This is a genomic window from Nocardia sp. NPDC020380 (genome assembly GCF_044386975.1).
In the GTDB taxonomy this organism is placed as follows: Bacteria; Actinomycetota; Actinomycetes; order Mycobacteriales; family Mycobacteriaceae; genus Nocardia.
Genome location: NZ_JBIRVQ010000007.1, coordinates 572,708 through 585,477 on the forward strand (window position 1 = coordinate 572,708; position 12,770 = coordinate 585,477).

14 protein-coding genes are annotated in these 12,770 nt (G+C 68.1%); 6 read left to right on the forward strand and 8 right to left on the reverse strand.

What is annotated here, in order from left to right:
• From ACH438_RS22260 to ACH438_RS22270, 3 genes are all read right to left on the reverse strand, one after another.
• Entirely contained in the window at window positions 1-747 is a 747-nt protein-coding gene (locus ACH438_RS22260; protein WP_397008065.1) for a TMEM165/GDT1 family protein, read from the reverse strand.
• A gap of 294 nt (window positions 748-1,041) precedes the next feature.
• Window positions 1,042-1,563: a peptidase gene (locus ACH438_RS22265; RefSeq protein WP_397008067.1), complete on the reverse strand. Its 522-nt coding sequence runs from the start codon at window positions 1,561-1,563 to the stop codon at window positions 1,042-1,044.
• Window positions 1,564-1,852: 289 nt separating this feature from the next.
• A complete protein-coding gene (locus ACH438_RS22270) occupies window positions 1,853-2,476 on the reverse strand; it encodes a superoxide dismutase (RefSeq protein ID WP_397008069.1) in 624 nt (207 codons plus the stop codon).
• Between the two features lie 196 nt (window positions 2,477-2,672).
• Here ACH438_RS22270 and msrA point away from each other — a divergent pair, with 196 nt between their 5' ends.
• Entirely contained in the window at window positions 2,673-3,353 is a 681-nt protein-coding gene (msrA, locus tag ACH438_RS22275; RefSeq protein WP_397008071.1) for a peptide-methionine (S)-S-oxide reductase MsrA, read from the forward strand.
• Between the two features lie 48 nt (window positions 3,354-3,401).
• On the opposite strand, the gene ACH438_RS22280 is transcribed toward msrA, so the two are convergent.
• Window positions 3,402-4,013, reverse strand: coding sequence for a hypothetical protein (locus ACH438_RS22280; protein WP_397008073.1), 612 nt, complete (start codon window positions 4,011-4,013; stop codon window positions 3,402-3,404).
• Between the two features lie 330 nt (window positions 4,014-4,343).
• Here ACH438_RS22280 and ACH438_RS22285 point away from each other — a divergent pair, with 330 nt between their 5' ends.
• The 4 genes from ACH438_RS22285 to ACH438_RS22300 all read left to right on the forward strand — a co-directional run bounded on the left by ACH438_RS22285 (window position 4,344) and on the right by ACH438_RS22300 (window position 7,779).
• Window positions 4,344-4,676 (forward strand): rhodanese-like domain-containing protein, encoded by a 333-nt coding sequence (locus tag ACH438_RS22285; RefSeq protein WP_397008250.1) that lies wholly within the window; start codon window positions 4,344-4,346, stop codon window positions 4,674-4,676.
• An 18-nt stretch (window positions 4,677-4,694) separates the two neighbouring features.
• A complete protein-coding gene (locus ACH438_RS22290) occupies window positions 4,695-5,918 on the forward strand; it encodes a DUF4328 domain-containing protein (protein WP_397008075.1) in 1,224 nt (407 codons plus the stop codon).
• Window positions 5,915-6,682 (forward strand): glycerophosphodiester phosphodiesterase, encoded by a 768-nt coding sequence (locus ACH438_RS22295; RefSeq protein ID WP_397008077.1) that lies wholly within the window; start codon window positions 5,915-5,917, stop codon window positions 6,680-6,682. The genes ACH438_RS22290 and ACH438_RS22295 overlap by 4 nt, the downstream gene beginning before the upstream one ends.
• 179 nt (window positions 6,683-6,861) lie before the next feature.
• Entirely contained in the window at window positions 6,862-7,779 is a 918-nt protein-coding gene (locus ACH438_RS22300; protein WP_397008079.1) for a DUF5926 family protein, read from the forward strand.
• A gap of 178 nt (window positions 7,780-7,957) precedes the next feature.
• Here ACH438_RS22300 and ACH438_RS22305 read toward each other — a convergent pair whose 3' ends face one another.
• The 4 genes from ACH438_RS22305 to ACH438_RS22320 form a co-directional block, all read right to left on the reverse strand.
• Window positions 7,958-8,506: a ferritin gene (locus ACH438_RS22305; RefSeq protein WP_397008081.1), complete on the reverse strand. Its 549-nt coding sequence runs from the start codon at window positions 8,504-8,506 to the stop codon at window positions 7,958-7,960.
• Between the two features lie 92 nt (window positions 8,507-8,598).
• Window positions 8,599-9,810, reverse strand: coding sequence for an LCP family protein (locus tag ACH438_RS22310; protein WP_397008083.1), 1,212 nt, complete (start codon window positions 9,808-9,810; stop codon window positions 8,599-8,601).
• Between the two features lie 650 nt (window positions 9,811-10,460).
• Window positions 10,461-11,258, reverse strand: a complete 798-nt coding sequence (locus ACH438_RS22315; RefSeq protein ID WP_397008085.1) for a CPBP family intramembrane glutamic endopeptidase — start codon at window positions 11,256-11,258, stop codon at window positions 10,461-10,463.
• 156 nt (window positions 11,259-11,414) lie between these two features.
• Window positions 11,415-12,185, reverse strand: coding sequence for a DUF2470 domain-containing protein (locus ACH438_RS22320; protein WP_397008087.1), 771 nt, complete (start codon window positions 12,183-12,185; stop codon window positions 11,415-11,417).
• An 86-nt stretch (window positions 12,186-12,271) separates the two neighbouring features.
• Between ACH438_RS22320 and ACH438_RS22325 the strand changes: the two genes are divergently transcribed.
• The gene (locus ACH438_RS22325) at window positions 12,272-12,697 is read left to right on the forward strand and encodes a hypothetical protein (RefSeq protein WP_397008089.1); all 426 of its coding nucleotides are present in this window, start codon (window positions 12,272-12,274) and stop codon (window positions 12,695-12,697) included.
• Window positions 12,698-12,770: the final 73 nt, after the last annotated feature.

A 12,770-nucleotide genomic window follows, 5' to 3' on the forward strand; every position in this document is an offset into this window, starting at 1 on the left:
TCAGGCGGTGTGTTCCGGCGCGGGCCTCGTGCCCGGAATGCTGCCGCTGTCGATCCCGCCCGTAGCGACCGTCGTGTTCTCCCGCCGGCGCAGCAGCACGATCACCAGCCCCGCGAGTGCGGGCAGCACGGCGGAGGCCAGGGCGATCACGACCGTGCCGAGGTGCTCGGCGTAGGCGTCGAGCAGGGTCATGGCCGCGAAGTACAGGAACAGCAGCCCGGAGCAGATCGCGATGAACCGTTCCGGAATGTGCTTCCCGACGGTGACGCCGATGAGGATGGCGAGCCCGCCCGCCGCGACCATGCCCAGGCTGGACCCGATCCAGACGCCCAGCCAGCCGTTCTTGGTGGCGAGCGCCATGGCGGCGAACATGGTCCGGTCGCCGAGTTCGGCGAGCAGGAAGGCGGACAGCACCACCAGGAAGGCGTTGCGGGTCTTGGCTTGCGGCGCAGCCTTTTCGGTGTCCTCGCCGGTTTCGGGCTGCAGGGTTTCGCGCAGTGTGAACAGGCCGACGATGAGCAGGGTGGCGGCGGCGAAGAGCGCGATGACGGTGGTGGGCAGTGCCGCCCCGAGGAAGTGCCCGACACCGACGGCGATGAGGTTGACGGCGAAGCTGGCGACGGTGATAGCGCTGAGCACGGTGGCCCAGTGGTAGCGCAGCGCGAAGGTCAATGCCATGAGTTGCGATTTGTCACCGAGTTCGGCGACGAACAGCACGCCGAATGTCAGCAAAATCGTGGTGATCATGTGGGTCAGCTCTCCAGGTCTCCGGCCTGTCGACTGAATGCGGGGCGCTTCAGCCGACACCGCACCGGTAAAACGGTTTGGTTTTTCTTCGGCCGAAGGTCTCGCCCACCGGATGTCCGGTTCGTACAGCCGGATCCCGGGCGGGACCAGTATGTCGACTGCACGATTGGGGGCTACTCCCCTTCGCTCGCCGCCATGCTACTCCGGCAAACCGGGCGCATGCAAACGCGGCGCGTCGAAATCACAATGCGCGCAATAAGTTTGGATGTACTGCCGGTGAGAGTTCGGGAACCCTTACGCGGCCAGCAGCATGGCCAGAACCGCGGTGTCGGGGTCACTGATCGGGTCGACCCCGACCCGCGAAACCATCGAGGTCACCGTGCCGTCACTGTCCGTTTCCACCCACGCCGCCCGATGTTCCAGCCCGAGGTGCGGCAGCCCCGGCAGCAGCAGGCAGCCGGAGGCCGCGCCGGAGCATTCGGGGAGTGAGGGCCGGGTCTCGCGCGGCGGATGCAGCATGATCAGGGCGGGTGGCACATGTCCGGCAAACTTCCCGGGCTGCAACCCTTCCTGGCCGAGGATGGTGCCTTCGGCGATGACCAGGCCGACCATGCCCGGTTGTGGTTCGTCGGGCAGTTCCTCGCGTGCCCCGAACACCGTGGTGGTCGGTAGCAGGCCCGGCAGGCCGGCCACGCGCACGGCGAGGACCAGCACTTGTGCCCATTCCTTGGTGGAATCCGGCCAGCGGCCGGAGATCACGAATCCCCGCAATGATCCGTGTGCGTGGAACGGCATGACGCCGATCTGCTCACTCATCGTGTGCCTCCCGAAAATCGAACCCGGGGCGGCTTTGCCCGTCCTGCTGCTGGGAACACCAAGATGCGCCCGAACAGAACTGGCACACAAGTACCAGAGAGTGCTAGCAGCCGCGTTGCACGACGCACAACGCGCCGCTCCGGCCCCGGAAACGACAAAGGGCCCGCGAACCTCCATGGGTTCGCGGGCCCGGAAACCCGGGCGTGTCGCCGGGTTCACCGTCCATCTCGGGGTTTTCGGGGGCTGCGTCCCCGTCCGTCCCGTGCGGGGGCGTGCGCCCCCGGCGGCATCAGCCGAAGATCAGGCCCTTGCCCTGGCTGACGGCCTTGGCGTGCCGCTGCTCGATCTCGGCCCAGTTGACGACGTTCCAGAACGCCTTCACGTAGTCGGCCTTCACGTTCTTGTACTGCAGGTAGAACGCGTGCTCCCACATGTCCAGGCCCAGCAGCGGGATGATGCCCAGCGGCACGTTGCCCTGCTGATCGGTCAGCTGGAAGGTGAGCAGCTTGCCGGACAGGGTGTCCAGGCCCAGCCACGCCCAGCCGGAGCCCTGCAGGCCGTTGGCGGCGGCGGAGAACTGCGCGACGAACTTGTCGAACGAGCCGAACTGGTCGTCGATGGCGGCCGCCAGGTCGCCGGTCGGCTTGTCGCCGCCGTCCTTGGACAGCGTCTTCCACCAGATGGAGTGGTTGACGTGGCCACCCAGGTGGAACGCCAGGTTCTTCTCGTTCAGGAAGATGGCGGCGTGATCGCCCTTGTCGCGGGCCTCTTCCAGCTTCTCGAGCGCGGCATTCGCGCCGGCGACGTAGGCGGCGTGGTGCTTCGAGTGGTGGAGTTCGTTGATCTGCCCGGAGATGAACGGTTCCAGAGCGCTGTAGTCGTAATCAAGTTCCGGCAGCGTGTAAACAGCCACGATGTCCCTTCCTCAGTGTCGGGGCCGTGCGCCCTCGGTGTTCCGAGAGTCACCCAACCATCATTCGTACACCCGCTTCCCGGCAACCGGGCTGCGTGCCCCCATATTCCGGCGGATGTATATCTTTCTCACCTGTTGGACCCGCGGTGATCGCAACATCGTCGCCCGCGGTATGCCGTCCCGTAGCATCGAATTCATGTCGTTCTTCGACGAGTTCGTCGGCCGTTTACGACTACCCGAGCCGACCATGGTGAAACGGGACCAAGCCCTGCCCGGCCGGGCCGAAGCGCTGCTCGTGCCGGAGAAACATTTCGTGAACGGCCATCCGCTGCAACCGCCGTTCCCGGCCGGAATGCAGCTCGCGGTGCTGGCCATGGGCTGTTTCTGGGGCGCCGAACAGGGCTATTGGCAGTTGGACGGCGTCTACAGCACGGCCGTCGGCTATGCGGGCGGATTCACGCCGAACCCCACTTACGAGGAGACGTGCTCGGGCCGCACCGGGCACACGGAATCGGTGCTGGTGGTGTTCGATCCGCAGGTCGTCGACTACGCCGGAATTCTGCGGCAGTTCTGGGAGAACCACGATCCGACGCAGGGCATGCGGCAGGGCAATGACCGCGGCACCCAATATCGGTCCGCCGTCTTCACATTCGACGACGAGCAGGCGAAGCTGCTGGCGGAGTCGCGGACGGCGTATCAGGAACGCTTGACAGCGGCCGGATTCGGCGAGATCACCACCGAAATCGCGCCGCTGCCGGACCTTTCCGCCTTCTACTACGCGGAGAGCTACCACCAGCAATATCTGGCCAAGAATCCCGGCGGCTATTGCCCGGATCACGGTACGGGGGTGGCCTGCCCGATCGGGCTGGGCGCCTGAGCCTTCCGGATCCGGGATCGGGGGGCGCCGGCCCCCCGATGTCTGCTGCTACAGCGGCGGAACGATATTCGGCCGCATGGTGCGCGGGTCGCCCGCGTCGTGCGCCTGCCACCAGCGCACCCCGCCCGCGATGAACTGCTCGACGGGAATCTCGTTGCCCTGCTTGTCGGTGACGACGACGCCCTCGAACCAGACCCGGACGTCGAGTTCGCGCGGGTCGACGCCCTCCTCCTGGGAGATCTCCAGCATGTGGGCGGCGGGGGTTTCGCTGATCACGGTGTCGAAGCTGAGCAGTTTCTTCCACTGCTCCCAGGCGATGTCGTCGAGGTCGAAGAACTCCCAGCCGTGCAGGCCGCCGCCGCCGAAACTGTTCACGGCGTCGTGCAGGCCGTCGAGGGCGAGGGGGAGCACGACCGGCTCCAGATCGTCCCAGGCCTGGCGCCGTAGCGAGGCGGCGACGCGGCTGATCCCGGTGAGGGTCAGGTAGATATCGCAGTCGTCCGGCGGCGGGCCGTCGACCGGCAGCGTCAGTACGTCGAGTTCCAGCCGGAGTGTGCCCGCTGCCGTATCGACGTCGATGCCGAGGCATGTTGCCTCCGACAACGCGGTGTTGAGTCCGGTGATGTCCAGTCCGTCGAGTAGCCCCCTGCTCACTGTCATAGCGCCAGGCTACCGATCTTGCCCGGCAGGACCCAGTATTTCCTTTTTTCGGTAGTGTTGTCGTCTTTTTTCGGGTGCCCCGGAACCGTGCGCTCACCTGCGGCGTCAGAGTTGGTAGGGCCACTCCGCAGGGCCCTGTCGGCCGGCCGCTCCGGAACCTGGAGGGGACTTCCGGATCGGCCGATCCGGACCGGTCCGGACCTGTGGATCAGGTTGTGGATTATGTGGATAACTCCGCTGCGGTGGCCCAGCACACCACGCCCGCGCGAAGCCCGTGGCAGGATCGAAACCGTGACTAGCCCGCATATCCCCTCGGTACCCATCGACGCCGTGCCTGCGGAATTCGATGCCCCCGAGCCCTGGGCTGCCGACGAGCCCGCACCCGCCCAGCTCCTGGACGTCCGCGAGGACGACGAATGGCGGCTCGGTCACGCGCCCGGCGCGATCCACATCCCGATGACCGATGTGCCCGCCCGTATCGACGAGATCGATATCGACGCCCAGGTCTACGTGATCTGCCGGCAGGGCGGCCGTTCCATCCAGGTCGTGCAGTACCTGAACAATGTCGGCTTCGAGGCCGTCAATGTGACGGGTGGCATGGTGGCCTGGCAGCAAACCGGCCGGCCGCTCACCGGCGACGGTGACGCACCGAAGATCTACTGACGCAGGGAGATGGAGCCGATGGCTGGGGTACGCGACTCGCGCACCACGGTGGTACAGCCGTGTGCCCGCTGCGGCGCCCGCTGGGCGGTACAGAACAAACCGCTGCACTGGTGCCCCCGCTGCCACGGTGTCCTGCTCTCGCCCGCACCCGTGGACGCGCCACCGCAACGGCGCAACTACCGCTGGGTCGCGCGCCCGCCGGGCCGCCGCACCGCCGACCGCAATGGCGCACGGCCGCAGCCCGATCCGGGCATGCCCCGCTACACGCAGACACCGCGCTGGGGCCTGCAGGATCGCCCGCCGGCCGCGGCACCCGCACCGCGGCGGCCGCTGGCGCCGCTGACCACGCGCATGCCGCGCCTGCTGATCGCCACCGCGATCATGTTCGGCCTGGCCGCGCTGGCCGAATTCGGGCGCTACGGGGTGTTGCTGTACAACCGGTCCCGGCTCGTCGAACCCGCGGTGCTGTGGACTTCCGATGTCTCCGTGATCATTACGTCCGCGTTGTCGCTGGTGCTCGCGCTGGTGACGGCCGTCGCGCTGGTGGGCTGGCTCGCCGAAACCCGTCAGGGCGCGTATGCGGCTGCGGGTGAAGAGGATCCGCGATCCCTGCGCATGCTGGTGCTGGGTTGCGTGGTGCCCGTGGTGAATCTGGTGTGGCCGGGCGTCTTCCTCACCGAGATCGTGCAGGTGGGGGAGCGTGCCGCCGCCCGCCGGGCCGTCATGGGCAAGCGCCGCGTAGCCGCCGCCGGATCGCCCGCGGCCGGATCAGCCGGTGCCACGGGCGATTACGCGCTGCTCGGCGATCCGCGACTATTGCGCGCGGTCCGGATCTGGTGGGCCGTCTGGGTACTGAACGCGGTCCTGGTGGTGATCGCCTCGCTGTTCCGGCTGACGAACACGCTGCAGGCGCAGGCCAACGGCGTCGAGGTCACCATCCTGACGAACCTGGTCGCGGCGGGTGTCGCGGTGCTGTCGCTGGCCCTGGTGCGCGCCTTCGCCGGCCTGGATCTGCGCGGCCGCCCGCGGGTCGTGCACCGCTGGCTGATGTCGACGGGACCGGCTCGTCCGGTCATCGAACCGGTGCAGGCCGGGGCGGCCCGGAACGAATCCGGTTCCACCGGGCGCGCGCCCGCGGCCGCCGTCGGGAATGATGAGCTCACCGCACCGATTCCGGACGACGGCCCCGCCGTCGCCGACGGCGCGCCGCAAGCCGAGCAAGAGGAGGTATTGGCGAAGTGAGCCGGGCCAGTCGTGCGCCGTTCGTGGTAGCGCACCGGGGGGCGTCGGCGGCGCGACCCGAACACACCCTCGCCGCATACGAACTCGCCCTGCAGGAGGGCGCCGACGGTGTCGAATGCGATATCCGGTTGACCAAGGACGGGCATCTCGTCTGCGTGCACGACCGCACCATCGACCGCACCTCCACCGGATCGGGCGCCGTCAGCGAACTGACCCTGGACGAGTTGAACGCCGTCAACTTCGGCACCGCGGAGCAGCCGGAGGGCGTCCTCACGCTGGCGGCGTTGATCGAACTGGTCCTGGACTGGAAGAGCCGCCCCACCAAACTCTTCATCGAGACCAAGCACCCGGTCCGCTACGGCGCCCTGGTCGAGACCACCCTCCTGAACGAGTTGCAGCGCTACGGAATCGCGGCCCCCGCCTCCGCGGACCACTCCCGCGCCGTGGTGATGTCCTTCGCGGCCACCGCCGTCTGGCGCATCCGCCGCGCGGCCCCCTTGCTCCCGACGGTCCTCCTCGGCGAATCCTCTCTCTACCTGGCAGGAGGCGCCGCCCACACCGTCGGCGCGACCGCCGTAGGCCCCTCGGTCCGCACCCTCCGCGAACACCCCGACCTGGTCGACAAGGCCGCCGCCGCCGGCCGCGCCACCTACGTCTGGACCGTCGACGAACCCGACGACGTCCGCCTCTGCGACGACCTCGGCGTCGACTGGGTCGCCACCAACCTCCCCGGCCGCACCAAGAGCCTGCTCACCCCGGCCTGAACTGCGAAACTTCCACCGGCATAAGCCAATTACCTTCAAGTTCGCGGCCCGGCTCGGTCTGGACTGAGTGGAGCGGAGGAGCGCAGCGGGGGAGCGGAGGGAGGGAAGACCGAGCTAGCAGGGCCGCGAACAAGCCCGTAGCGAAGCGGAGGGCCAAAGGCACGGTAGGTTTGCCAGCTATGGGTAAGAGCAAGCGCAACAGTCCCAAGCCGGACAGCAACCGCGCGCAGAAGCTGGCCGCCCGCCGCGCCGCACAGGAGCAGGCGGCCCAGACCGTCACGCGGCCGTTCGAGGGCTTGGCCGCCGAGTGCGATCTGGTCGCGCTACGAGAGTTCGTGCCGTCCGCGACCGCGACGCTGAAGCTGTCGTCGAATGTGGCCGCCGAGCGTCCGGTCACGCTCGCCACCGTGCTGCCGGGTGCGGTCGCCGCGCTGGTGCGGGCCGGGGACGAGCCGACCGGTTTCGTCGGCACGCAGGTGCAGTTCCAGTCCGCCGATCCGTCCGTGGATCTGGCCGCCGCCATCCTGTGGACCCAGTCCGCCACCCCGGGCGAGTCGCTGACCACCGCGGATGTGGATGCCGCGCCGCGTCTTTCGGACGTGCTGGATCCCGGCGCCGCACTGGACCTGACCGTGCACCAGAACTTCGACTGGTGGGTGCCGGAGGGCGTGACCCCGGATCCGCAGGTGGCCGCCACCATCGAGCAGGCCAACCAGGCGATCATGCCGTCCGCCCGCCTGGAACTGGGCGCGGACGCGGTCGGCGCGGCCTGGTGGGTGGATGCCGGCGAGAAGGCGCATGTGCGCTGGGTCCGCCCGGAGGACGAGGATCAGCTCATGCTGGCGCTGGCCCGCCTGCACGCGGCCGGCAACCTGAACCTCGGTGAGGGTTCGCGTTTCGCGGGCTCGTTCCGCACGCACGGCCTGCTGGTGCCGGTCTTCGACCTGGACCCGGAACGGCACGCCACCGAATGGGAAGCTGGCGCACGCGAATTCGGCGCCCGCCTGGCGGACGCGCTGAAGGTGGATGCCCCGCTGACCTCCGAGGAGCGGCGTTCCCGCGACGGCCTGCGCTCGCGCCAGGTCACCCTGCGCTGAGTCCCGCCACCGCTACTGCGCCGAGTCGCCGCTGCACCTTGCGCTGAGTCGCATTGGCACTGCACCGATTTCGGTGTGCACGAAACTCGACAGGCCCGGTCCACCGTGTGGACTCGGGCCTGTCGAGTTCTGAATATCCAACCGAGCGCTCGGAATCCGCGCCGAGCGCCGTGCCGAATTACAGTGAACCGCCGGCGGCGTGCGGCGCGCCCGAGGCATCCTTGGGGCCGCTCATTTCGCGGGAGACGAAGTTCTCCAGGTCGAACATATTGCTGCTGGCGCGCTCGGCGACGGTGAGCAGCGTCTTCATGGTCGCGACTTCCTCGACCTGCTCCTTGAGGAACCACTGCATGAACTGCTCGCCCTGGTAGTCGCCTTCTTCGCGAGCGGTCTTGGCGAGCTGGATGATCTGCTCGGTGACCGTCTGTTCCTGGGCCAGCGCGAGCGCGATCGGCTCCTTGGCGTTCGCGAATTGCGATTTCGCGGCGTCGATATCGGTGAACTCGACGCCCAGGTCCTGATCGACCAGGTACTGCGCGATCATCATCGCGTGATTGCGCTCTTCGACGGCCTGCTTGTAGAAATACTTGGCCAGCACCGGAAGGTCCGCATTGTCGAACCACACCGCGATCGCGCGGTACTGGTGTTCGGCATTGAATTCGTTGCGGATCTGGTCCTGCAGCAGGGCGTGGAACTTGCTGCTCTTGGTTTGGGTTCGGGTGGACATGCGGAAGACATTAGCCCTGGTCACAACGCGTGTCATCCAAGTGCAGCCTTATTGAGTGCAGCCTAAATGAGGCAAGTATTGCCTAATTTTAGCTAGGTGCCGACTGTGGTCACCAGATCGGCGGGTACCTGCTGATCCTTGGCGAGGGCGTCGAAGAACCGGGACGCCTTGTCCTTGTCCCAGAGCAGCACGTTTCCGCTCGCGGTGTCCTCGAAGCCGCCCACCGGCACCGTGGTCGCCACGGGGTTACTGTCCAGTGCCCGGCCCAGGGTCGCGAGATTCCAGACGTGCGCGCCCTTGTCCACCTGCAAGGCGTTCGTGGCGCCGGTCAGCAGCGGCCAGAAACGGAATGGATCGATGAGCGTCCACGGGCTGGTCGACTTCTTCAGCAGCGCATTCAAGAACTTGCGCTGATTCTGCATGCGATCCAGATCCGCGAGTGGCGTGGCGCGTGACCGCACGAATCCCAGCGCTTCCGCGCCATTGAGTTTCTGGCACCCCGCAGGCAGATCGATACCGGCGAGCGGATCGTTCATCGGCTGATCCAGGCACATATCGATACCGCCGACCGCATCGACCACATTCGCGAATCCGCCGAATCCGATTTCCGCGTAATGATCGATATGCAACCCGGTCGCGCCTTCGACGGTCTGCACCAGCAGATTCGCGCCGCCGATGGCGAAGGCCGCATTCAGCTTGTCCGTGCCATTGCCGGGAATGCTCACATACGAATCCCGCGGCAGGCTCACCAAAGTCGGCCGCCCCGACTTCGGAATATGCACCAGGATGATGGTGTCCGTCCGCGCCCCTTCCACATCGGACGCATCACCGGTCGACAGCTGCTGCTCCTGCGCCTTACTCAGCCCCGTCCGGCTGTCCGAACCCACCAGAAGCCAATTCGTCCCGGGCGTGTCGCCGATCCGCCCCGGATAGCCGGCCAGCGCATCGGTCCGCGTCAGATGCGTATCCACATAGATCCCCGCCCCGATCGGCAGAATCAAAACGAACAACACCAACGCCAGCAACACCCGCCCCCACCGAAACCGCCACCTACGCCGCCCCCGCGGCTTCCGCGCCACCCGCGCCCGCTTGACCCGCGGCGGCGACAACGGCGGCGCCCCACCCTGATTCCCCCCGGCCCGCTGCCCGGCCCCCTCAGCCGCGTACTCCCCGGCCACATACCGCCGAGTCGCATTCGTCGGCACCCGATCACCCGCCGGACTCCCGTACGCCGCCCCGCCATGCCCGCCGGCCTGATTACCCTGCACCGGGCCGCGATTCCCGCCTGCCGGATTGCCTTGCATGACGCCCCTGTTACCGCCCGCTGGATCATCCTGAGCGGGGCGCCGATTGCCGCCTGCAGGGTCGCCCGCTGCGGGACGTCGGTTCCCGTCCAGCGGATTGTGCTGCGCAGCGCCCGGATAGGCGGCTCCGCCTCGTGCGGGGCCGCGATTGCTATCGGGCGGACTACCCGGCGTGGGCCTTGGTATGCCCCGGATGGGGCCGCCGTTGCCGCCGGGCCCCGGATTGGCTTGCGGGGGTGGTCTGTTGCCGAGGGGTGGCCTGTCGGCCTGTGGGTTTCTTTGTGGGGGGAGGGGATTGCGGGGGCGGTCGGGGCGGCGGGGGCCGCCGCCCTGTTCCCAGGGTTCGGGTTCGCGGGACCAGGCGAGTTCGGGGGTGTGGTCCTTGCGGTGGATGATGCTGGTCGGTTCGATGTCGGGTTGGCCGTCGCGGCCGAACCAGTCCGGTTCGGGGTCCTGGCCGCGCGCTGGGGGATTCGGTCGCCCGGGGTTAGCTCGGGCCGCCGGGGGCCCGCCCGGCCGGTCCGGCGGCGGCTCCCGGCGCATCGGTCCGTCGTGCCGCGGGTCGTCGCCGTTCATCACTGGAAACTGTACTTATCCGAGTGGCGGTGTGGTTCATTCCGATCGCATGACGGCCCGGTAGGAGACGGGTATCACGGCAGCCAGGAGACGTGCCCGTGCAGGAAGGTGTACCCGATGTAGGCCACCGAATCGATGAGGGCGTGTGCCAGCAGCAGCGGCCACAGCCGGTTGGTGTGCTGCCAGTAGCGCCCGAAGATCAGCCCCATCACCAGGTTTCCGACACCCCCGCCGAGCCCCTGGTAGAGGTGGTAGCTGCCGCGCAGCAGCGCCGACGCCAGCAGCGACCGATTCTCCGACCAGCCCAGCGCCCGCAGCCGCGTGATCAGGTACCCGACCACCAGCACCTCCTCGGCGGCCGCATTGGCCCACGCCGACAACACCAGTACGGGTAGTCGCCACCAGTGTTCGAGCGAACTGGGCACGATGGTCACGCTCACACCCAGCGCGTGCGCCACGAGATACAGCCCCAGCCCGGGGATTCCGATGACCGCCGCGAGCACCAGCCCCGGCAGCACATCGGCATGCCGGCGCAGCCGCCGCACCAGTCCGATGGCGTGCGGCGCGATCCCGCTGCGCCACAACAGGTACAGGCCCAGTGCCGCCCACCCCAGCAGCCGCGCCACACTCAGCAGCTGGAAGAACAGGTCGATGGTGGATTGCGCGGCCCGGGACGGATTCAAGGCGACCGTCTGCCCGCCCACGCCCCCGGGTGAGAGCGCGCTCTCCAGCAGCGACAGCGCCGCGCTGGCCCCGCTCAGCCCGAAGGTGACGACCAGCACCACCGCGATCTCGAACCGGATGCCCCGCCGTTCCTGCTCGGACGATTCGGGTTTCGGCCACACGGGACCGGACTCTGCAGCCGCACACATGGCAGCCAATGTATGCGCGCGACCTGATGAGGTTCGGTAACTACCGCACTGTGCGCGTGCGGAGGTGGTCAGGTGATCCGGTTCGGCGCGTGCCGTAGCGGCAGCCCGGCAAGTCGCGGCGAGCACGCCGAGTCCGTGCACAGCACACCAGGTCGGTCAGATGCGTTCGAGTCCGCCGCGGAAGGGATTGCGCGCCAAGGCTTGTACGGCGCGGCTCAGCGATTCGATATCGTCGGCCGGGCAGGGGAAGGGGATCCGGACATCATGATCGGCGTCCACGGCTTCGACCCGCAGCGTGACGCCGTAGCGGTCGATGGCGAGCGGGTGGATGAGCGCCCCGCGCCGCATGGTCGGCGGCAGCCGCCGCGCCAGCCGGTCGATGACATCGGCGTGATCGGCGTGCAGGTGCTGCAGCCACGCGCCTTCGAGTGCCACGAACGGGTCGGGCCGCGCGCCGCGCAACTGATCGCGGCAGACGGAGTCGGCGCCGGAGTTGTCGGCGACCACGGCCGAGTCGATCACCAGCCGCAGCAGCGTCGAGGTGTGCCCGACATCGAGCAGCGAGGGATGCGGGTGATCCTCGGCGACCGCGGTGGCGAGCGCCCGCTGCGCGTGCCCGGGTACGGCGTGCACCCAGCCGCGCAGCCACACCAGGGCGCGGACGGGTTCGCGCAGCGGGAGCGGTGCGTGGTCGGTGAGTTCGAGGACGGCGGGGGATCCCGGTGCGCCGCACCCGGTGACGAGTCCGGCCGCCGCGGAGTGCGTGGGCACGGCGATGACGATGTCGCCGCACTGCCGCAGGAAGTGCACGGAGGTGGGCGCCGGGTCCAGCCCGGGTAGTGCGAGTTGTGCGCTCTCGGCGTGAGCGCAGGCGCTGTGCACGCGTTCGGCGGTATTGGGTGCGACGAGCGGGGCCGCTTCTTGCATACACACCTCCAAGGGGAATTAGGTAAACCTAAGCTAAGTGACGGTGTGATCTCGCGCAACCCTGCCACTCGCATACGGTGAAACCCGTGCCGCACGATTCCGCCCCCGCGTCCGAACCGGTCCTCATGCAGCTGTCCGTGCCCATCCGGTCCGAACAGCGCGCCCTCACCGCGGGCCTGGTGCGTCCCATCAGCGCGGATACCGGCGCCGCGGAAATCCTCGAGCTGACCGCCGGCGACGAGACCGTCTCCGAATTCCTGGTCCGAATCGCCCACGGCGACACCGGTTTCATCGCCCGCACCGATTCCGGCGAGCGCGCGGTCGCCATCGTCGCCGCGACCGTGGCCGCCCTCATGGGCGAGGACATCCGCGCCGCCCTGGCCGCCCCGGACATCGCCTTCCTCACCGGTCTCAAGCAACCGGCGATCGATGCCCTGCACGAGGTCCTGCTCGCCATCGAATCCGCTGATCCCGACGCGATCACCCACTCGCTCCGCGTCTTCGATGCATAACTCGCCCCGTCTGGGAAGCGTTTACCGCTCAGTCACACAAAGGACAAGGTGATCCGGCGCACGCAAGTAATGT